20 protein-coding genes are annotated in these 21,120 nt (G+C 58.0%); 4 read left to right on the top strand and 16 right to left on the bottom strand.

From position 1 onward, the window contains the following. Window positions 1-3: 3 nt before the first annotated feature. Entirely contained in the window at window positions 4-1,074 is a 1,071-nt protein-coding gene (locus PHA01_RS19000) for an isocitrate/isopropylmalate dehydrogenase family protein (protein ID WP_271897938.1), read from the top strand. A gap of 104 nt (window positions 1,075-1,178) precedes the next feature. Here the strand turns inward: PHA01_RS19000 and PHA01_RS18995 are convergent, their stop codons facing one another. Further along, window positions 1,179-2,132, bottom strand: coding sequence for an alpha/beta fold hydrolase (locus tag PHA01_RS18995; RefSeq protein ID WP_271897937.1), 954 nt, complete (start codon window positions 2,130-2,132; stop codon window positions 1,179-1,181). A 166-nt stretch (window positions 2,133-2,298) separates the two neighbouring features. Here PHA01_RS18995 and PHA01_RS18990 point away from each other — a divergent pair, with 166 nt between their 5' ends. The 3 genes from PHA01_RS18990 to PHA01_RS18980 are packed head-to-tail and all read left to right on the top strand — an operon-like array spanning window position 2,299 to window position 5,510. Further along, on the top strand, window positions 2,299-3,375 hold the full coding sequence (locus PHA01_RS18990; protein WP_271897936.1) for a tartrate dehydrogenase: 1,077 nt from the start codon (window positions 2,299-2,301) through the stop codon (window positions 3,373-3,375). 12 nt (window positions 3,376-3,387) lie between these two features. Continuing rightward, the gene (locus PHA01_RS18985; RefSeq protein ID WP_271897935.1) at window positions 3,388-4,491 is read left to right on the top strand and encodes a tartrate dehydrogenase; all 1,104 of its coding nucleotides are present in this window, start codon (window positions 3,388-3,390) and stop codon (window positions 4,489-4,491) included. Continuing rightward, the gene (locus PHA01_RS18980) at window positions 4,488-5,510 is read left to right on the top strand and encodes a PdxA family dehydrogenase (RefSeq protein WP_271897934.1); all 1,023 of its coding nucleotides are present in this window, start codon (window positions 4,488-4,490) and stop codon (window positions 5,508-5,510) included. Before PHA01_RS18985 ends, PHA01_RS18980 begins: the two co-directional genes overlap by 4 nt. Here the strand turns inward: PHA01_RS18980 and PHA01_RS18975 are convergent. From PHA01_RS18975 to PHA01_RS18905, 15 genes are all read right to left on the bottom strand, one after another. Further along, window positions 5,499-6,053: a chromate transporter gene (locus PHA01_RS18975; RefSeq protein ID WP_271897933.1), complete on the bottom strand. Its 555-nt coding sequence runs from the start codon at window positions 6,051-6,053 to the stop codon at window positions 5,499-5,501. The two genes, PHA01_RS18980 and PHA01_RS18975, sit on opposite strands and share 12 nt — an antisense overlap. A 1-nt stretch (window position 6,054) precedes the next feature. Next, the gene (locus tag PHA01_RS18970; RefSeq protein WP_271897932.1) at window positions 6,055-6,615 is read right to left on the bottom strand and encodes a chromate transporter; all 561 of its coding nucleotides are present in this window, start codon (window positions 6,613-6,615) and stop codon (window positions 6,055-6,057) included. Between the two features lie 135 nt (window positions 6,616-6,750). Further along, entirely contained in the window at window positions 6,751-7,515 is a 765-nt protein-coding gene (locus PHA01_RS18965; protein ID WP_271897931.1) for an SDR family NAD(P)-dependent oxidoreductase, read from the bottom strand. Beyond that, the gene (locus tag PHA01_RS18960) at window positions 7,512-8,882 is read right to left on the bottom strand and encodes an MmgE/PrpD family protein (RefSeq protein WP_271897930.1); all 1,371 of its coding nucleotides are present in this window, start codon (window positions 8,880-8,882) and stop codon (window positions 7,512-7,514) included. Before PHA01_RS18960 ends, PHA01_RS18965 begins: the two co-directional genes overlap by 4 nt. Next, entirely contained in the window at window positions 8,879-10,375 is a 1,497-nt protein-coding gene (locus PHA01_RS18955) for a tripartite tricarboxylate transporter permease (protein WP_271897929.1), read from the bottom strand. Before PHA01_RS18955 ends, PHA01_RS18960 begins: the two co-directional genes overlap by 4 nt. Next, complete coding sequence (locus PHA01_RS18950) at window positions 10,375-10,851, bottom strand: tripartite tricarboxylate transporter TctB family protein (protein ID WP_271897928.1); 477 nt, start codon at window positions 10,849-10,851, stop codon at window positions 10,375-10,377. Before PHA01_RS18950 ends, PHA01_RS18955 begins: the two co-directional genes overlap by 1 nt. A 57-nt stretch (window positions 10,852-10,908) precedes the next feature. Continuing rightward, the gene (locus tag PHA01_RS18945) at window positions 10,909-11,877 is read right to left on the bottom strand and encodes a tripartite tricarboxylate transporter substrate binding protein (RefSeq protein ID WP_271897927.1); all 969 of its coding nucleotides are present in this window, start codon (window positions 11,875-11,877) and stop codon (window positions 10,909-10,911) included. Window positions 11,878-11,931: 54 nt separating this feature from the next. Beyond that, entirely contained in the window at window positions 11,932-13,353 is a 1,422-nt protein-coding gene (locus PHA01_RS18940) for an MmgE/PrpD family protein (protein WP_271897926.1), read from the bottom strand. A gap of 138 nt (window positions 13,354-13,491) precedes the next feature. Continuing rightward, on the bottom strand, window positions 13,492-14,814 hold the full coding sequence (locus PHA01_RS18935; protein WP_271897925.1) for an NAD(P)/FAD-dependent oxidoreductase: 1,323 nt from the start codon (window positions 14,812-14,814) through the stop codon (window positions 13,492-13,494). A gap of 13 nt (window positions 14,815-14,827) precedes the next feature. Beyond that, entirely contained in the window at window positions 14,828-15,715 is an 888-nt protein-coding gene (locus PHA01_RS18930; RefSeq protein ID WP_271897924.1) for an ABC transporter permease, read from the bottom strand. A 10-nt stretch (window positions 15,716-15,725) separates the two neighbouring features. Beyond that, a complete protein-coding gene (locus PHA01_RS18925) occupies window positions 15,726-16,676 on the bottom strand; it encodes an ABC transporter permease (RefSeq protein WP_112551378.1) in 951 nt (316 codons plus the stop codon). 69 nt (window positions 16,677-16,745) lie between these two features. Then, window positions 16,746-18,422, bottom strand: a complete 1,677-nt coding sequence (locus tag PHA01_RS18920) for a peptide ABC transporter substrate-binding protein (protein WP_271897923.1) — start codon at window positions 18,420-18,422, stop codon at window positions 16,746-16,748. A gap of 107 nt (window positions 18,423-18,529) precedes the next feature. Further along, a complete protein-coding gene (locus tag PHA01_RS18915; protein ID WP_271897922.1) occupies window positions 18,530-19,861 on the bottom strand; it encodes an NAD(P)/FAD-dependent oxidoreductase in 1,332 nt (443 codons plus the stop codon). Beyond that, window positions 19,862-20,560, bottom strand: coding sequence for an SDR family NAD(P)-dependent oxidoreductase (locus PHA01_RS18910; protein WP_271897920.1), 699 nt, complete (start codon window positions 20,558-20,560; stop codon window positions 19,862-19,864). It abuts the gene before it with no gap. Window position 20,561: 1 nt separating this feature from the next. Continuing rightward, the gene (locus PHA01_RS18905) at window positions 20,562-21,044 is read right to left on the bottom strand and encodes a MarR family winged helix-turn-helix transcriptional regulator (RefSeq protein ID WP_417020990.1); all 483 of its coding nucleotides are present in this window, start codon (window positions 21,042-21,044) and stop codon (window positions 20,562-20,564) included. Window positions 21,045-21,120: the final 76 nt, after the last annotated feature.

Raw genomic sequence — 21,120 nt, 5'->3', positions numbered from 1 at the left:
TCCATGACAAGCCATCTCGTGATCGGCATTCTAAACGGCGATGACATCGGCCATGAAATCGTGCCGGCAGCGGTCGAAGTGACGCGCGCAGCTGCTGCCAAGACGGGTCTGCAAATCGATTGGCGGCCGATGCCGATCGGTCGGTCGGCGCTTGACACGCACGGCTCGACTTTTCCTGAAGGCACGATGGAAACGCTTTCGAAGATGGATGGCTTCATTCTCGGTCCGATCGGGCATCAGGCCTATCCAAAAGTTCCAGGAGCCATCAATCCGCACCCAATCATGCGCAAGGGCTTCAACCTATTCGCCAATGTCCGTCCGACGAAGTCCTTTCCTGGACTCGGGGCGATTCATGAGGGTATCGACCTCGTTATTGTGCGAGAGAACAATGAAGGGTTTCAGCCCGACCGCAACGTGGTTGCCGGCTCTGGCGAATTCCGGCCGACGGAAGATGTGACGATCTCGGTTCGCGTCATAACGCGCGTGGGCTCATCGCGTGTGGCACGGGCGGCATTCGAAATCGCGCAGCAACGTAAGAAACGACTAACGCTTGTCCACAAGAACACTGTGTTCAAGCTCGGTTGCGGCATGTTTGTCGAGGAGTGCCACCGGGTCGCCAAGGAATTTCCCGAGGTGACTGTCGACGAGGTTATCGTCGACACCATGGCGATGCGTCTCATTCGGGATCCGCAGAGTTTCGACGTTATCGTTACCACCAACATGTTCGGCGACATACTGACGGACGAAGCGGCGGGACTCGTTGGCGGTCTCGGCATGGCGCCAGGCCTGTGTATCGGCGAGGGCAACCTGGCCATGGCGCAGGCCACGCACGGCTCGGCTCCCGACATCGCCGGCAAGGGCATAGCCAACCCATTCGCCATGATCGAATCCGCACGGATGATGATCGAGTGGCTAGGCCATAACCGCAAGATAGCTCAGGCCGTCGAGGCAGCATCCATCATGGAGAAAGCAATCGCTACGGCACTCGGCGACCCCGCCACGCGTACCCGCGACATCAAGGGGACCGCCGACACCGCCGGAATGACAAAGGGAATTATTGCGGCACTGGGTTAGTTCGCCAAGTTCGTTCTAAGACCCCTCACTGCTGCTTCGCAGCCTCCCTCCCCACAAGGGGAGGGTAACAGCGCCACTTCTGCCGCCTACAGCGCAGTCGTGAATTAAGCCTTGATCTCTTCCGGCTCCTGGCCGTTGAAGAATTTCCAAAACGCGTCATAGACAAGATCTGGACGTTGTTCAGCCGGATAATGGCCGGTTGGCATCGCCCATCCTCGCATGTCGGGAGCCCAGGGCCGCCACGCCTCAAGCGGAGCGAAATGACGCCCACAATGACTGTTGGAACCCCACAGAACCAGGACCGGACAGTCGATCTTGCGATTGCCGAAGTCTGCCGTGTCCATGGCGAGATCGACGCTGACAGTCGCCCGATAGTCTTCGCATACAGCATGGATCTGCTCAGGCGTGGTACAGCGCTTGTATTCAGCCATCGCTTCCGGGCTGAAGATTTCAAGGCCGACGCCTTTCTTGTTGAGTTTGTAGTCGATGTAGTAGTCAAGGTCAGCCGTCAGCAGCTTTTCAGGGAACGGCGCCTTCTGCGCCATGAAAAACCAATGATAGGCTTCGAGCCCCCAGCCGAGCGTAACGTTGGTAAGGGCATGATATGTGGGCACGATATCAAGCGAAGCCAGCCGCTCAACGCGATCGGGAAAATCGAGCGCCATACGGAAAGCAGCGCGCGCACCGCGATCATGTCCGGCAACCTGAAACCTCTCGAAGCCAAAGTGAGACATGACTTCAGCATTGTCCTGAGCCATAGCACGGAATGAGTAAGCCGAATGATCGTCTCCTCCATCAGGCTTCGAACTGTCGCCATAACCGCGCAGATCCGGGGCAACAACAGTAAAACTTTTGGCGAGCGCCGGCGCGATCCTGTGCCAGCTGACATGTGTCAGCGGATTGCCATGCAACAACAAAAGCGGTGGCCCCTCACCACCGATCGCTACATTGATCTCGGCGCCCGCAGTTCGTATCCGCTCATAGCGGAAACCGTGCATCAGCTTTCCCTTTTCTTCAAAGAACGGGGGCACCTTGGACATCGACTCTGTCAGCGACATCGCATTTCTCCTTCTCGCTTGCTATCAATCATGCAGGATATTCTGGAGATCACGTCATGCCCATTTCTGTAAATTGTCAACAATTTATAATTGACAATCATGAAAAAAATCGTCATCCGAGTATATCGAAACGGAATTGCCAAATGCGCCGCCAAGGAGTCAATCAATGAAGACACACAAGATTGCAGCCATTCCCGGTGATGGCATCGGCAAGGAGGTTGTTGCCGCCGGGCTTCGTGTCCTTGATGCCTGCGCAATCCGCGATGGCAATTTCACTGTCGATGTCGAGAATTTCCCTTGGGGATCGGATTTCTACAAGGCGAATGGTGTCCTGATGCCCGAGGGCGGCATCGACAAATTGAAAGCTTTCGACGCTATCTACTTCGGTGCGGTGGGTGCGCCAGACGTTCCTGATCACTTGACGCTATGGGGCCTGCGCCTCGCCATTTGCCAGCCTTTCGACCAATACGCCAATGTACGCCCGACCCGCATTCTGCCGGGTATCGAAAGCCCGTTACGAGGTGTTACTGCCGAGGATCTCGATTGGGTCATCGTCCGCGAGAATTCCGAGGGAGAGTATGCCGGCCAAGGCGGCCGCTCACACCGGGGCCTGCCGGAAGAGGTGGCTACGGAAGTCTCGATCTTCACGCGCGCCGGCGTATCCCGCATCATGCGCTTTGCCTTTCAGCTGGCGCAATCGCGGCCGCGCAAGCTCCTGACCGTCGTCACCAAATCGAATGCTCAGCGCCATGGCATGGTATTGTGGGATGAGATCGCCCGGGAGGTTGCGGGCGATTTTCCCGACGTCACCTGGGACAAGATGCTGGTCGACGCCATGACCGTACGCATGACGCTCAATCCGCGATCGCTCGATACGATCGTCGCCACAAACCTTCATGCCGATATTCTCTCTGACCTAGCCGCCGCACTCGCCGGATCGATCGGCATTGCACCGACCGCAAACCTCAATCCCGAAGGGCGCTTTCCTTCGATGTTCGAACCCATCCATGGCTCCGCCTTCGATATCACCGGCAAGGGCATTGCTAACCCGGTGGGTACATTCTGGTCGGCGGTGATGATGCTCGAACATCTCGGCGAGCCCAAGGCCGCGGCAAGGCTCATGCGCGCCATCGAACGGGTCACCGCTGACCCGGCACTTCACACACCGGACCTTCGCGGCAATGCCACGACGGACACGGTCACGGAGGCGGTCTGTGCGGCAATTCTCGGCGACAACGAATAGGAAGGAAACAAGATGCCAGCCAACAGTCTCAAGATTGCGGTGATTGCCGGCGACGGCATCGGAAAAGAGGTAGTCCCGGAAGGATTGCGCGTTCTCGAAACCGCCGCGGACAAATTCGACCTCGATTTGAAGTTCGACACTTTCGACTTTGCCTCGTGCGATTATTACGCGAAGCACGGCCGCATGATGCCCGAGGACTGGAAAGCGCAGATCGGCGGCCACGATGCGATCTTCTTCGGCGCCGTCGGCTGGCCGGAGACTGTGCCCGACCATGTCTCGCTGTGGGGCTCGCTCCTGCAGTTCCGGCGCGAGTTCGACCAATACGTAAACCTGCGTCCCGTGCGGCTTATGCCAGGAGTGCCGTCACCATTGGCAGGCCGCAAGCCGGGCGATATCGATTTCTTTGTCGTCCGGGAAAATACCGAGGGCGAATATTCTTCGATCGGTGGCAAGATGTACCCCGGGACCGAGCGGGAGATCGTCGTTCAGGAGACGGTGATGAGCCGCATCGGCGTCGACCGGATTCTCCGTTTTGCCTTCGATCTCGCCCAGAGTCGTGGCAAGAAGCACTTGACGTCGGCGACCAAATCCAACGGCATTTCGATCACCATGCCCTATTGGGACGAGCGGGTGGAAGAGATGGCAAAGTCCTACGCCGACGTGCGCTGGGACAAGTTTCACATCGATATTCTTTGCGCGCACTTCGTGCTCAACCCCGACCGCTTCGATGTCGTCGTGGCATCCAATCTTTTCGGCGATATCCTCTCGGACCTTGGCCCTGCCTGCACGGGAACCATCGGCATCGCGCCTTCCGGCAACATCAATCCCGAACGCAATTTTCCATCGCTGTTCGAGCCGGTACATGGTTCGGCGCCGGATATCGCCGGCAAGGGCATCGCCAACCCGATCGGGCAGATTTGGGCGGGCGCCATGATGCTGGAGCATCTCGGTCACCCGCAGGCGGCGGCAGCTATTATTGATGCAATCGAGGTGGTGCTCGCCGATCCCTCTTCGCGGACCGGTGATCTCGGCGGCACAGCAAATACAATTTCCTGCGGAAGAGCGGTCGCCGAGGCGCTTTCATCGTCCAATTCAAGTTCCTCGAGGGCGTCATGAGCACAGAACTGCCGATCATTGCCCTGACACCAGGTGATTGCACGGGAATCGGTCCGGAGCAAACCGCGCGAATTCTGCACGACCGGCGGATGTCGAGCACAGCCAGGCTTGTCGTTGTTGGCGATGCCCGGGTGATAGATCTCGGGATGCGTCAGGCTGGGGTATCGTTTTCCTATAAGCGTTATGCGTCGCCTGCCGCGATCGATTGGTCAGACGATGCAGTACCGCTCATCGACCTCGCCAACACCGATCCCGCACTTTATGCACCCGGGGTCGGCAGCGCGGAATCCGGTCGCGTAACCGCTGAAACATTGTCCCGGGCAATCGATTTCGCCAAGGCCGGTGAGGTCGACGCCGTTTCCTTCGCACCGCTCAACAAACGCGCGATGTATGATGGCGGATGGAAATTTCCCGACGAGCACAAGATGTTCGCTCATCTGCTCGGCCACAAGGGCTATTTCAGCGAGATGAATGTGCTCGACAATCAGTGGATGTCGCGCGTCACATCGCACGTTTCGCTCAGACAGGCCGTCGAGCAGATCAACCGCCCAGCAATCGAAGATGCAATTGTTCTGGCGACGACGATGATGAAGAAGGCGGGGATCGGGTCTCCACGGCTCGCCGTCGCCGCGCTCAATCCACACGGCGGCGAAGGCGGTCTGTTCGGAACCGAGGAAATCGAGATCATTCGCCCGGCTGTCGAAGCCATGGCGGCGAAGGGCATCAACTGCGAGGGACCCTTCCCGTCCGACACAGTCTATCTCAAAGCTTTTGCTGGAGACTATGACGGCGTCCTTTCCATGTATCATGACCAGGGCCAGATCGCGACGAAGATGCGCGGATTCAATCGGGGTGTGACCGTAACTGCCGGCCTCGATACCGTCTTCACAACCCCGGCACACGGGACGGCGTTTGATATCGTCGGCAAAGGCGTGGCTGATACCGGGGCGTTTGAAAACGCCATAAAACTAGCCAGCAGGCTGGTTCAGTTCAAACGGCTCAAGGCGTTACAGGGCTGAAACCCAGGTACTCAATGTCGATGCCAACATAGCGGCAAGGCCGCCAAGCGCCAGCACGCCCAAGACCGGAAACCTTGGCGCAAAATAAAGAATTGCGCCGGAAAGCCCAGCGATTACAAAGGCTGTGATCCCTCCATCGGCCAGCCGGAACAACGACAAGACGCCGGCAATGATCAAGCCGATACCGACTGGCGCCAAACCCTCGCGCATGGCGCGATGCCATTTCTTGTCACGATGGTGGTTTGTCAACTTGAAGACGGAGTAGCATAGCAGCGATGATGGAACGAAGAGGGCGAGCGTCGCCACGAAAGCGCCGAGCCAGCCAGCGACCTTCCAGCCGATCACCGTAGCAAGCATCATTCCAGGCCCGGGAGCGGCGCGCGACACTGCGAACAGGTCGAGAAATTCGCGGGAATTCACCCAGGCATGAACAGTGACCGTTTCATGCTGGATACCGGCGACAATCGCTGCGCCGCCGCCGATCGAGGTGAGCGAAAAAGGGATGAAGACCAGGGCGATCGCAATGAGAGTATCCAAACGCACTTCAGATTCTCCGCCAGGCCAGAGCGACACTGATCGGGGCGATGACGCAAGCAACCGGAATGAGGGGAAAGCGGAAAATCCCGACAAGTATCGCCGTCACCGCAATGGTAACAATGGATGGAGGAAATCGCATCGCCCTGCGAACGCCATGAACACACATGATGATCAAAAGGCCCATTGCAGCGAAGGCCACACCGTCCGAAATCACCGGCAGCAAGGGATAGCCGGCAAGGGCGTCGAACAACTGGCAAAGACCGACGACCGCAAAGAACGGACCGACAAGAAAACCAAGAACGCAGGCCAATGCGCCCACAGGCCCGCGCAATTGTTCACCCATGCAGATGACCAGATTGACCACATTCGCACCAGGCAGCATTTGCGAAATCGCCAGACTGCTCGAGAAATCCTCTTCGTCGATCCAGCGCTTGCTGAGAACGAACTCCTTGTAGAGCCAACCGCTGAGGCCTCCACCGAAACTCAAGACACCGATCTTGAAGCAGAGGAGAAAGAGAGAACGAAGGCGTGGTGTTTCTAGCGGAGAGGCAGGGACTGGAGAAGTCAAGGGCTGTGTCCGTTGCTTGGCTGAACGACTTTAAATTGATACGCGCTGATCTCGTCTTGGGTTTCCTGATGGCGTTAGTCAACCGGCAATTTCACGTGTTCAGCACATATTGTCGTGACCACTCCGCACCGCGCTTCAAGGCAGGAAAGCCCCACCGTTCACATGCATTGTTTGTCCCGTTATGAAGCGCCCTGTCGGGCCGGCGAGATAGAGCACCGCAGCCGCAACTTCTTCCGGGGTTCCGCGCCGGCCGACCAGCGTACGCGTCGTACTATGGTGCGCCGGCTCACCTCCGGATGAGGTATGCGCGCGATTGGTATCGATCATACCGGGCGAGACCAGATTCACGGTGACGCCGCGCGGGCCAAGCTCATGCGCCAAGGCCTTGGTGAACCCGTCAAGCCCGGCCTTGGCTGAAATGACATGGGCGCGGTTCATCGCACCGGTATAGGCGGTAAGACCACCGATATTAACGATCGCTCCCCCCTCGCCTGCGATCAGATGCGGGATTGCAGCGCGGCTCATCAGGAACGCTCCATCCAGCGTCACACCCATTACTTCGCGCCAATCGGCGAACGACAATTCTTCAACAGGAGCCTCCCGCCGGATGGCTGCATTGTTGACTAGAAGATCGAGACGACCGAGAATTTCCACAGTCTTGCCGACGAGCCGCTCCGCGTTGGCCTCTTGCGCCACGTCGCCGAGAAGCACAATGGCCCGGCTGCCGTGTGCTTCTACTTCGCGCGCCACGGATTCAGCGGCTGCTTGATCCGACCTTGCAACGATGGCGATCGAAGCACCTGCCTCGGCCAGCGCAAGCGCGATCGCACGTCCGATATTGCGCGATGCACCCGTTACCAGCGCGACGCGTCCTTTGAGTTCACGATTGTCCTCGCTCATACCCGTGCCGCCCTCAAATCGACTTTGCTACCCTCTGCCATCTGATTGAGGGTGTCACGCAATGCCGCGATCTTGCCGCTGTCAAAGCCGCCGAAACGCAGATTGGCCTCGAACTTGGCAGCCAGTTCGGCATCCGGCAAAGGTTCATGTGCGCCGCCGCGCATATAGGGCTGCCTGAACTCGTGCACGGTTCCATCCTTCAGGGTTGCCTTGAGGTGGCCGGTGAAGTTTTTGGGATAAGGATCGTTCGGATCGATCTCATAGGAGATCTTCGCGGCAAGTGCCCGCACGTCCGGATCCTTGACGCGCTCATTGGTAAACTGCCCGAGACCCGCCTCACCATCGAGGAAGCCGACTGCCATACAAAAGGGCGTAGAGAATTTGCCGGCATACCCGTTGGGCGGCCGGTGCTTTTCAGCGAGTGGCTCCCACAGGCGATGAACGGTGCCCTCGCCTACCTTGCAAGTAATGGAAACAATGTCCGCTGGCAGCACGCCCGTGGCTGCCAGCTTCCTCACGCAGTCGATAAAGGGTTGGGTCATGGTCCCGCACGCGTAAGGCTTGAAAGCCAGCGTCTCGAGTATCCACTTTTTGCCCAGTCCATCAAGCAAGGGCGCGAAATCCGGCGTCTTCGACGGAGCAAAGGCCTTGTAGAAGCCGTGCGAACCATCGAAAACAGTAATAGGTCCGGTAAACCCTCCCTCTGCAAGAAGGGCAGCGCGCAATCCGGCCTGTGCCGCGGCTCCGGCATGCAGACGCTTGGTCGAACTGCCATCAGCGAGATATTCAATGATGCCGGACGCGAGACTGCCGGAAATACCGAGCGCTCTGCCAATCGTTGCAGCATCGAGACCGAGCACGACGCCAACCGCGGCTGCGGCAGCGGGAGCACCAAATATCGCCGTGGGGTGGAACCCCGCCTTGTGGGTCGCCTGCGGTGCAACGAGGCTCATCCGGCACATCAATTCGGAACCAACCGCAATGCCGCGCATCACTGCCTTGCCATCGAGGCCGCGTTTTTCGGCGATCGCCAGAACAGCCGAGACGATCACCGCGCCGGCGTGGATGGGTCCGCCCTCAAAAGTGTCGTCATAGTCCTCGCCGTGGGCGGCTGTGCCATTGACGAGCGCGGCATCGTAAAGCCCGAGACCGCGATCATGACCATAGGCCGTGCACGACCCTTCATCCACTGCACTGGAAAGCGCGGCGCGGACATAGTCCGTGTGTCTTGCAGCGATGGAAAGACCGATAATATCGAATATCAGCCGACGGCAGACATCAGCGACCGCAGATGGTGGCGCGGCCTCCTCGGCAAAGGCAGCCAGTTTGACCGCCACAGGCGTCGATGTCGGGACGGAATGGTTCATGAATGCACTTCCTCGATTTTGGTCTTGCGGGCATCGCGGAATTCGCGGCTAAGCGAAAAGACGACGAAGATGAGAGCGATCGACAGCAGGCACACGGCAATCGGATCCTGAAGGAATATCATGTGATCGCCGCCTGACAGAACGAGCGACCGGCGATAGCTCGATTCCACCATGTGGCCGAGGACGACGCCAAGGATCATCGGCAGCACGGGAAAACCGGCGATCCTCATAAGATAGCCAACCAGGCCGAGTGCAAGAGCAATGCCGAGATCGAACAGACTGTTGTTCAGGGTGAAGATGCCTGACAGTATCAGCGCAAAGATGAATCCGGCGCGGTAAGCCCTTGGTCTGTTTACCAGCCAGATACAGGCAGGCAGAATGATCATGCCAACACCGATCTGCGCGATGATAGCGATGAACGAGCCGACATAGATACTGTCGATGACCTGCGCGCTCTGCTCGAAAAGGCGCGGGCCGGGGATGAGCCCGTGCATCAGCAAGCCGCCAAGCAGGACGGCTGTAGAATTGGAGCTCGGGATGCCGAAGCTGAGCAGCGGGATCAGCGCTGTACTTGCCACCGTATTGTTGGCAGCTTCCGGCGCCGCGACGCCTTCCTCCGAGCCCTTGCCGAAAAGCTGCGGTGTTTTCGACCAGCGCTTTGCTTCGTTGTAGGACATGAACGCGGCGATGGATCCCCCGCCTCCCGGGGTCAATCCCTCGAACAATCCAAGAATGCAACCGATGGTTTGCGAGCGCTTGAGCTTGTTCATCATCGACCAGCTCGGCAGCTTGATCCTGATTGTCTCGTTCAATTGCAGGACGGTTGACGAGCCGGATTGGCTCATGAGCTCCGTAAGTGCGAACAGACCAACCATGACGAGTACGGGTTCAATACCGCCAAGGAGATCGGGAATATCGAAGGTGAAGCGGGTAACGCCGGATATTGGGTCCGTGCCGACGGTCGCGATCATCAATCCGACGGTCGCGGCGGCAAGGCCCTTGATCAACGACCCTCCGCTCATGGAGGCGATGACGCTGAGGCCGAGGATGCCAAGGCCGAAATAGGATGGCGGCGTGAACGCAAGCGCCAGCCAGGATAGGGGCTCGGTCAGCAAAATCAGCATCGCTAGGCCAAAGAGGCTTCCAACGACGCCCGACATCAGCGAGATGCCGAGTGCCTCGCCGGCACGCCCCTGCCGGTTCATCTCATAGCCATCGATAACCGTGGCGGCAGAGGAGTTGGTTCCAGGCGTCCTTATGAGAATAGCCGGGATCGAACCGCCATATTCAGCGCCGATATAGACGCATGCCAAGAGCGCAATCGCTTGAGCCGGGTCCATCGTATAGGTGAAAGGCAAAACGAGCGCCATGGTGATGGACGCGGATATGCCCGGCAGAGCGCCGCCAAGAATACCCCAAGTGAGACCACCAATGGCGACGAAGAAAAGTGGTGTCTCGGTCAGGAGGTGGATGATGTCCCATAATGTGGTCATCAGAACATTCCCTGAAAAAGCGAGCCTACCGGCTGATGGACGCCGAGCAGTTTTACGAAAATCGCCCAGTAAAACACCGCACCGCCAACGGCCGCTGCCAACACCACCCAGTTGCGCGGCGCGCCCTCATACAACGCTACGGCACCAATCAGGAGAGCGGTACCGGCGACATAGCCGATAAACGGAAGGACAAAGACATAGGCTGCGCCCAGAAGGAGAAACCCGATCGCACGCGGCAAGCCGGCGTCGCTCTCGTCGTCGGTGCCTGCTGCAGTCGCCGTCCTGGCTCGTCTGAGGAGTATGGCACGGGCGATCAAAAGGGCAGCAAGAATGGCAAGAATGACGGACAGCACATGCGGCAAACCCGTCGCGCCGACTTCGTCGGACAAGGTACTGTCGGCGATTTGACTGGACCAAGCATAGTACGTCCCGGAGACAGCAAGAAGGACAACGCCGCTGATCAGATCTTTATTCATAAGGTGGCCCTCATACGACACAGGGGAGCGGCTAATATGGCCGATCCCCTCGTGTTATTATTTGATGGCGCCTGTCGACTTCAGAAACGCTTCCGTTGTCGATCCGAAATTATCGATGAAAGCCGGATAGTCCTTGTGCGCGATAAACTGAGGGACGAGCACTTCAGCCGTGTAGGCCTTCTTGTAATCCGGATCTTCAAGCAGCTTCTTCACAGCTTCGTCCCAGATGGCAGTCGTGGCCTCCGGAATACCTTTGGGTCCGGCGAGGCCACGGAACTTGACCAGACTGACGTCGAAACCCGATTCCTTCACAGTTGGTACGTCCGGCTTCTCGGTAATGCGCTCAGGATTGAAGGTGGCAAGCAAAGTGATCTTGCCGGCATCGAGCTGCGAGCGCAATTCCTGGATTTCGCCAATGCCGATGTCGAGTGTGCCGTTCAGAACATTCAGCATCATGTCGCCACCACCCTCGTGGGTAACGATTGCAGGCGTGACGCCTGCCGCCTTCTTCAGTTGCTCCGCTGCCTGACGTTCCAGCGATGCGGGATTGGCCGCGCCCCAACGTCCGCGCTCCTTCTTTGCATGGTCGATGACGTCTTTCAGCGACTTGAAAGGCCCCTCGGTGCGTGTGTAAATCACCTCACTATCGGCGAAGATATTCACCAGCGGATCCATGTCCTTGTATGTATTCTGCGGCTTGCTCATCAGCGACGTGTAGATATAGGTCGGTGTCGTCGCGTAGAACACACTACCATCGGCTGGCGCTGTCGCAACCCGTGCCATGGCTTTCGCGCCACTGCCGCCCTGGACATTTTCCACGATAAAAGTAGCGCCGATATACTTGCCCAGGTACTTCGTCATTTCCCGCAGGAATACGTCACTACCGCCGCCAGGGCTGGAATGGGTTACCAGCGTCACAACTTTATTGGGATAGGGCAGCGGATCGGCTTTAGCCGCTGCGCTGGATAAGATAGCGGCAGTGGCAAGGCCGAGCGCCGCCACGCCGATCGATTTCATGAAATTCATTGTCTCTCTCCCTTTCAAGCACCGTTTCTTCAGAACGGCTTCCCTCTCTTCAAGTCATCCAGTAACGCGTTCCCGTTCGCCGCTGATGAGTGTAACAAGTCTTCCGACATCAGCACCTTTATCGATACTCTGGACCAGTGCCAGCAGTTCATCCTGGCAAGGGGTGTCAATGACGCCCTCCGCACACACGCGAAACTTATCCTGAAGTCCAGAATCGCTGATCGGGTTGGAAGGCCCGCCGCGGTAGCGCTCATCGGCCCATTGGATCAAGGTACGCCCGTCCTTGGTGATCACCTCGATACGCGAGCGGATCTTGTCATAGCCGAGCGCATCGATCTCAAGATCGTTGATGACATCCGTACGCGCTTGCAGGTCCTGCATGGCGTCTCCGGCTACAAACGCGTCCTCGAATTCATGGTGACTGGCCCGGCGGCACAACACGATCATCGCGAGCAAGGCGGGCATCGAGAATTTAGCCTGGAGATGATTTTGCGCTACTGGATAGCGAATAGGCTCGATGATATTTTTGCCGGCAAAGAAGCGGATGCGTTCGACCTCTTGAGGTTTCAGATCGTGATCCAGGACCAGCTTCAGCATCGCGTCCATGGATTGGTGGGTGAGAATACCCGATGGGTATGGCTTGATGCTGACACCTGGCTCGATAATGGTCAAAGGAGCGCCGAAGCCCGCAGCGGTCTTTCCCTCGTCGAAGCCCTCGCCCATGACCGAAAAGAAGCCCCAGGGGCCGTCGAGTGCGGACGGATCCGCTTCGAAACCAGCTGCGGCGAGACGTGCTGCAGTGACACCGTTTTCGCACGCACGTCCGACATGAAGCGGCTTGGTCATGGTACCGAAATTCACCCGAATGCCAGCAGCAAAACTTGCCGCCAATCCGAGTGCATGAGCGAGCTTGTCTCCCGTCAATCCCAGAAGCTTGGCAGCGGCAACTGCCGCGCCAAAGGTGCCAACCGTACCGCTCGTATGATGTCCGCGGCGATAGTGACGCGGCTTCATCCACTCGGCAATCTTGCACTCGACTTCAAACCCGAGCTGGAAGGCGAGCATGAGATCGCGACCATCCACATTGCCTTTTTCACTGGCAATGATCAGTGCGGCAGTAAGGGGTGGAACGGAGGGGTGGGTCAACAGACCATAGATATGGGCCGGGTCATGGGAGACTTGCGTATCGTCCCAATCGTGAGCATGCCCGGCAGTCCCCCAAACGCGAGCGGCGAGTGATGCGGGAACTTTCGCCGATCCGTTGCCCGGCAAAGGCGCATCCTCGCGACCTCCCTGAGCAAGGGCGTCTTCGATAAGGATGCGCACCGACGCTTCGCGACTGCCTGCGAGATAGAGGCCGACGGTGTCAACCATGCAGCGGCGGCCAACGACAAGCGCTTCTTCCGGCAGGTCCTCATAGGTCGTGCGTTCGATAAAACGTATGGCCCGTGCCGTGATGTCGGAAGATAAATTCACGCGTCTTGTCTCCTGATGAATATGCAAAGTTCGGCCGGATATTGCGCCGTCAGAAAACTAGGGTGTAGAATGTAAATTGTCAACAATCATTGTAAATTGTTGACAATTAGACTCACCCGAGTGCCGATGCAGCCTGTGTCAGGCGTGCGGTGGGAGTGCGGCGCGGTCCCGCTTCGCGGTGAGCCAATCCCTGACGCGGTAGTAGCGTAGCGTCAGTTGCGGTCCAAAATTCATGTAGAACGGCGCCGCCGTCAGCGGCTCAAGCTTGAGCGCCAAATCCCTGTCAGGCACGCCCAGGGCCCATTCCGACAAAATGCCGCCTAACATGCTGCCTGTCGGCACGCCGCGCCCGGACAGTCCAGTTAGCGCGACGACACCCGGAGCCAAATCGTAAAGGCGTGGAACTGTACGATATTGCATGTCGAGTTCGCCAAACCAGAAATAGTCCCAACGGATGTCTCGATCGATTTGCGGATGAAGCCATTTGAGCCGATCAGTCATTACCTGCTTGGTATACGCCAAATCCTTGCCCCGCCGGCCCATGGGGAACATCGATGCCACGATGCGCCCTTCGGCGTTGTATTTGTAGACGAAAATGTCGCCGCGCCCATCGTGGATTGTCGTGTTCTGCGGCAATATGGCTTTACGTGCAGCGTCACTCAGTGGCTGTGTCGCGGCCACGAACACACGCTGAATCTTGAATGTGTTTTCTAAGCCCGGCCAGCCACCGGCTGTATAGGCGCCGGTACCAAAGATGACCTTGTGTGCGATCACACTGCCTTCGGCCGTTTTAACCGCCCATCCTCCACCCTCGCGCTCGACCTTTGTCACAGCCGAATGCGTATGGACCGTACCGCCCTCCGACATCACGGCGCGTGCCAGTCCACGTGCATACCCAAGGGCATTGAGATGCCCAGCTTCAGAATGAAACCAACCGCCATGGAACCGCGAGCTTCCAGTGACTGCCTCGACCTCGCGTTTGTCGAGCACGCGTGTCTTCGCACCAACGGCGTTATAATCCCGCGCCTTTTCTTCGATGGTTGTCATGGCACTCGGCGTATGCGCACCCATCACGTAGCCATTTTGCTGCCATTCGCAGTCAATGTCATAACGCGAGATCATATCCGCCACGCGATCATTCGCCCGGGTTTGACGCTGTATCAACCGTTCGGCCCAAGGCTCGCCCAGCATCTTGCGAAGTTCCGGCAAGCTATAGTGCGTGAACGTCGGAGTACAGTGTCCCGCATTCCGGCCAGAGCCGCCAAACCCGATCTCCTGTGCCTCAAGGAGCACGACCTTCACACCCGAACGCGCAAGTTGCAGTGCGGTCGTCAAGCCCGTGTAACCCCCGCCGACGATGCAAACATCGGCCTTGACTGTGCCCCCCAACTTCGATGTCTCCGGCGCAGGTGCCGCCGTCGCATACCAGAGCGTCGCTTCGAAGGGCGAGAATTTCGGCACTATCTGCCCTCCCCTAGTTCAAGTCGCTGCGCGCATCGAGCGCGTCGCGGAGGCCATCGCCGATGAAATTGAAACTGGTGACCGCGAGCGTTATCGCCACACCCGGGATGATTGCCAGCCAAGGAGCGGACTGCAAATATTGCTGCGCTCCATTGAGCATATTTCCCCAGCTCGGAAGCGGCGGCTGAATGCCATAGCCGAGGAAACTCACATAGGCTTCGAGAAGTATGGCTCTGGCTACGGTCAGCGTAGCGGCGACGATGATCGGTCCCATCGCATTCGGCAGCAGCTCGCGAAACATGATCCAGCGATTGCTGAGGCCAAGCATACGTGCGGCCATGATGAAGTCACGCTCACGCAGCGAGCGCACTTCCGCCTCGACGATGCGTGCAACTTCCATCCAACTGGTGATCGCGATGATCACGGTGATCATGATCGGACTGGGTTTGATGAAAGCAGCCAGCGCCAAAAGCAGGAAGATGCTGGGAAAAGACAGGACCGCATCGACAAACCGCATCAGGACGGTGCCGATTCGTCCGCCGTAATACCCTGCGACGACGCCGATCGTTGCGCCGATCATTGTGCTCAGGATCATTGCGGCAAAACCGACAAGCATCGAGATCCTGCCCGCCATCAGAAGGCGCGCCGCAATGTCACGACCCAGCGGGTCCGTGCCGAGAAAATGATAGCCGGTCAGCGGGGGAGAAAACCGCGCGCGAAGATCGATATAAAGATCATTGTATGGGAGGAGATATGGCCCGATGACGCATGCCAATGTCAGCAGGATCACCATCACGACACCAAGCGCCGCGAGCCGGTGCCGCACAAACCGCCGGAAGGTCCGGCTGTTCCACCAACCGGACTTTATGGGGCGATTGATGGGCGTTGAGGAAACAGACATCGCGATCTCCCTATGTCAGCCGAATGCGCGGATCGACGAATGCCGTAAGCAAGTCTGCCGCGAGGTTGCTCAGAAGAACGAGAATCGCCGAGAACATCAGCAGGCCCATCACCACCGGGTAGTCCTGATAGCCGAGACTATCGAGGAAAAGGCGTCCCATGCCCGGCCAGGTGAACACCGTCTCTGTGACGAGCGCTCCGCCGAGGAGCGTTGGAACTTGTAGTCCCGCCAAGGTTATCATCGGCAACAGAGCGTTGCCGACGACATGCTTCATCAATACGCGCCGCGGCGTCATGCCCTTGGCGCGCGCCGTACGAACGAAATCCTGATTGATCACGTCGAGCGTCGCGGTGCGCATGTAACGGCTCCAGACCGCCACGTCGACCAATGCCAGAACCATGGCTGGCATGATCAGATGAATGGCATAGTCCAGAAAGGAGCCGTTACCGATCGTGTACATGTTGCCCGCCGGCAGCCAGCCGAGCTTCAATGAGAAAATGTAAATCGCAACAAGTCCAAACCAGAACGTCGGAATCGACAGCGCCACCATGGCGCCAACTGTCGCCGCGTAGTCAAAAATGGAGTAGCGCTTGGTCGCTCCCTTAATGCCGACCCAGGTCCCGATGGTAACCGAAATCACCGTTGCTGTGCCCATGAGCAGCAAAGTAGCGCCGAAGTGACCGCCAATGACATCGAGAACAGGGCGGCTGTCTCTGAACGACCTGCCCCAATCGCCCCGCAGCAAGCGCCAGAACCAGTCCGCATATTGTACCACCAGTGGCCGATCGAGGCCCATCTGTGCGGAAATACGGTCAAGGTCTGCCTGCGTCATGCCAGGTGTCAGCGCAAATTGCGACAACGGACCGCCCGGTGCCAGATTCAGCACCGCAAAGCCGATCATGGATACCAGTACGAGCAGCACAAGGCTTTGTCCGAGCCTGTTCAATATGTAGCGTGTCATTGCGTCGATCTCCGATGGAGGTTCGAAGGCAGGACAGGGCCAGGGATCGTTGCCCTGGCCCTGCAGATCCTATGCCTGCTCCCAGTACCAGGTCCCGACGTTCCAGGAGTCGATGCGATTGTTCACGTTTGGCGTGAAACCGGTCATGCCCTTCTTGCGTCCACGAATCGTTGCGTATTGGAAGATCGGCAGGAATGGCAGGTCGTCTCGCATGATCTCCTGGATTTTGAGGTAGGCTTTCTTGCGGTCTTCCGGCACGAAGACCTGCCCGCCTTCGGCAAGGAGCTTGTCGACTTCGGGATTGGAGTACTGCCATGTGTTTTGACCCGCACCTCCCTTTGCGTTGATCGAGCTCGTGAGGAAATAGTCGGACGTATCGGGATCCGGTCCGGTAAGGAAATCGAGACCGACCACGACGGAGTCGAACTTCGACTGCATCCAGTATTCGCCCCACATGACAGCCGGGGGGAGGTTGGAGATGGTCATCTCGACGCCGATGTCCTTAAAGGATTGTTGCATGAATTGCTGCACCTGTTCCCGGATATGATTGCCGGCCGTGGTCGAATTGGAGAACGAAAGCCGGACTCCGTCCTTGGCGCGGATACCATCTTCGCCCGGTTTCCAGCCAGCATCGTCGAGTAACTTCTTGGCTTTCTCTATATCGAATTCATGCTTTGGCAGGTCGGGATTGAAGTAGAAGGACTGCTGCGGCATGTAGGTTTCGGTGGGCGCCGGCAAACCGTAATAGAGCGCATCGATAATCGTGGTCTTGTCGAGCGCATGATAGAGCGCCTGACGTACGGCCGGGTCCTTGAACTGCGGCTTTTCCATATTGAACGTAACGGACTCGACAGTACCGCCGGGAACCACCTGGACCGTCTTGCCTTCCAGCGCCTTTGCCTCGTCGTAGTGGTCAGGCGTGATCCACTGCAAGCCGGTCACATCGATATCGCCGGTCTTGAACTGCGTGTAGAGGACGGTGAGGTCCGGGATGTATTTGTATATCACCCTTTCGAGATAAGGACCGTCGCCATAATAATCCGCGTTGGCGGCAAGCTCGATGTGATCGCCTGCAACGCGTTCAACCCATTTGAATGGTCCTGTACCCACGGGTGCGTTGTTGAACGGTGCGGTGTTTCTGTCTTTTTCTGGCTCCAGAATGTGTTTGGGTACGATAAAAGTCGCCGCGAGGATGGAAGCATAGGGCGCATACGGCTTTTCCATACGCCAGGTGATTTCCGTCGGCGATACAACCTTGATGTCACGTACCTGGTCGTGGCCGGCGCGCCGCGCGCTACGGAAATCCTTGTCGACGACGAGATCGAGCGTGAATTTTACGTCGTCGGCGGTGAAGGGCTTGCCGTCATGCCACTTCACGCCGTCGCGGAGTTTCACCTTCCAGTTGAGGCCGTCGGCGGAGATGCCGCCATTCTCGACTGTCGGAACTTCAACCGCCAGGGCGGGCGTAAACTTCCCTTCCGGGTCGACGTTGAATAGCGGATCGAAGACGCTGAAATGGATACCCTCATCGACTTCGATATGCAGCATATGCGGATTGAAGACGGTAGGTTCCTGCGAGAAGCCGATAATCACCTGTCCCTTGGGCGCTGATGGCGGAGCGGCATAGGCTTTATCTCTTCCAAGAATTCCCGGCAGGACCAGGCCAGTTGCACCAACCATGCCCATCATGGCGAGTGCCTGACGCCGGTTGGGGTGGAGAATTGCATTTCGATGCTTATCAGACATTGTCGTTTCCCTTCTTTATTGGTTTGTGTTCAATGTTCCTGTTTGCATTCTATCTGCCAGTCGGCAGAGCATTTTCATTACGGCGTGGCTCCTCAACCACGCCGATCTCAGAAACCGCTGAGTGGCCGCACCTTCGATCCGTCGCTGAAGCGGGAAAAACGAAAATCTGTGGGATCGACGACCGGCGTGCGGCCGGTAACGATATCCGCCATCAGTCGACCTGCCGCCGGACCAATGCCAAAACCATGACCCGAAAACCCTGTGGCGATGTGAAAGCCGGGGATCTCATCCACTGCGGAAATCACAGGAATTGCATCCGGCGTAACATCGATGTAGCCCGCCCAGCGCTGCGCGATCTCCGCCTTGTTGAAGACCGGGAAGGCCGCCTTGAGCCCATTGAAGGCTTTGTTTGACATATCCAGCGAAGGCTTGGGGTCGAGGACTCTGTTATACTCAAACGGACTCGCCTCATCCATCTTCCAGCGTGTCGGTAGCCGCGCCTCGTCGAAGAAACGGCCGCCGAAGCGAAACGACAGCGATCCCCATTCCATTTTCAGCGCCGGCAAGAATTTAAATGCATAGCGGAAAGATTTTGGCACGATGTCGACAATGTTTTCGTGGCCGGAGGCAATCGTATAACCGCCATCCTGGCGTTTCCGTATGGCAAAATCCTTGGACCAAAGCGCCGATTCAGGACCGCCTTCCAGCGGCTTCGTGCGCATGACGGTATTCATCACCTTCAGCTGTGGCAGGTCGATCCCGTAAAGCCCGCAGAAGAGGTTGGACCAGGCGCCGCCGGCGAGTACGACAGCGTCGCAAGCGATGCGTCCGCGCTCGGTGACAACACCCGAAACCTTGCCGCCAGACGTCTCTATGCCGCGTACGGCACACTCCGTAAGGATTGCCGCGCCCTTGTCGCGCGCGGCTTCAGCAACTGCGGGTGCGGCTTTTTGCGGTTCGGCGCGACCATCGGCGGGCGTATACAGAGCGCCCTTGAGTTTCATGCTACCGCCAGGCAAAAGGTCTTCGAGTTCCTTGCCGCTCACCATTCGGCTCGGCAGTTGATAGCCTTCGAGATTGTGGCCCCATCGCTCGTGCTCGTCATAGGATTTGTCATCGGGGCAGGCGAATATGATGCCGGCGCGTTTGTAACCCGTGTCACGGCCAAGTCTCTTGTCGAAGCCGGACCAGATGCGCAGCGCCTCAGCCATGAGCGGAACTTCGCGCGGGTCACGGCGGGAGATGCGCACCCAGCCCCAGTTGCGGCTCGACTGTTCCTGACCGATGCCCCCTTTTTCACACAAAGCAACCTTGTGACCGCGCTCGGCAAGTTCCAGCGCCGTAGACGTTCCGATAATGCCGCCGCCGATGACAACCACATCGACTTTTTCAGGCAGATTTTCATCGCCGTGCACGCGCACGACATGGGGACCGGGCATTTAATAGCATTCCTCTAACTGGCAGTTGATGGTGAATTCGGCAACGCTCGCCTCATTTGGAAGATCGAGCAGCATTGCCGTGATACGGGCGATGTCGCCGGGATCGGTCAGCAGATTGTCAGCACGGTTGGTCAGAGCGCGCGCCATGTCGGTTGCGACAAACCCAGGACAAAGAGCAGTTGCGCGTATACCGAGGTCCCAACCCGTATGGCGAATGCCATGGGCCAGAGCCACGGCCGCAAACTTGGAGATTGAGTAAAGGCTGGCAGTCGAAGATTTCACTCGCTTGCCGGACAGCGAGCCAAGGATGATAACGCGTCCTCGCCCGCTTTTGCCAAGCGCGCCCCAAGCCGCGGCCGCGAGCCGGCGCGGCGCCTTGACATTGATCGCCAGCATGGCATCGAGATCCGCATCATCTGCCTCGATCACGTTCTTCGGAATCATGATGCCGGCATTGGCGATTATCGCGTCGATACGGCCAAACCTCACTAAGGCTTGCTCCGTCCATGCGGCTTCTGCCGAAGGATCGCTTGCATCATAGGCAACGACCTGCACGCGATCCGGATCAGCCCAGTCAGGCAATTGCGGGCTGCGCATGCCCAGCGACAATCGCCATCCTGCACCACCAAGAAAGCGCGCAATCGCCTCCCCTATTCCTCTGTTTGCCCCCGATATCAGGACGACACGTTCTTCCGTCATATCAATGTTGCTCCCCAGCCATGCCGACCATCTTCCGGTACGCTCGGCGCAATATATCCATCACTTGCGCCTGCTCTTCTTCCGCAATGAACGAGAAGAAATCCTTTGACTGCTTGGTGACAATCGGCCTGATCATGGCCGCAAGCTCCGCACCTTTCGGAGTGACATAGAGCTCCTGCGCGCGTCGTTCACTGGCAGAAATTTGCCGCCTGAGAAGATCGTGTTCGATCATCTGCTCTATGAGACGACCCATCGCCGAGCGGTCTTTCATGATGATCTGCGCGATGACCGACGGGCGGATTCCGGGGTGACTGTCCACAAGAAGCAGCGTTGTAATCTTGCCGGTTCCGCGCGCCACGTCGCATCCATCCAGACGAGCATCAAGATCGCGGGAAACCGCAATGTTCATGGTGCGGATGTAGAAGCTCAACGTGTCTTCGAGCACGTCGAGATCGACATGTTCAATCGTGGTCGGCTTCGGCATCATCTTCGGCATTCGGGCAAATTCCTTCCGCTCCCGACACGATGCATTGCATCCGGGATTCCAAGGCTTCTGAATT

Origin of the sequence: Candidatus Phyllobacterium onerii, assembly GCF_028331445.1 — a bacterium.
GTDB classification, from domain to species: Bacteria; Pseudomonadota; Alphaproteobacteria; order Rhizobiales; family Rhizobiaceae; genus Phyllobacterium; species Phyllobacterium onerii.
This window is presented reverse-complemented; position numbering and strand designations above follow the sequence as displayed.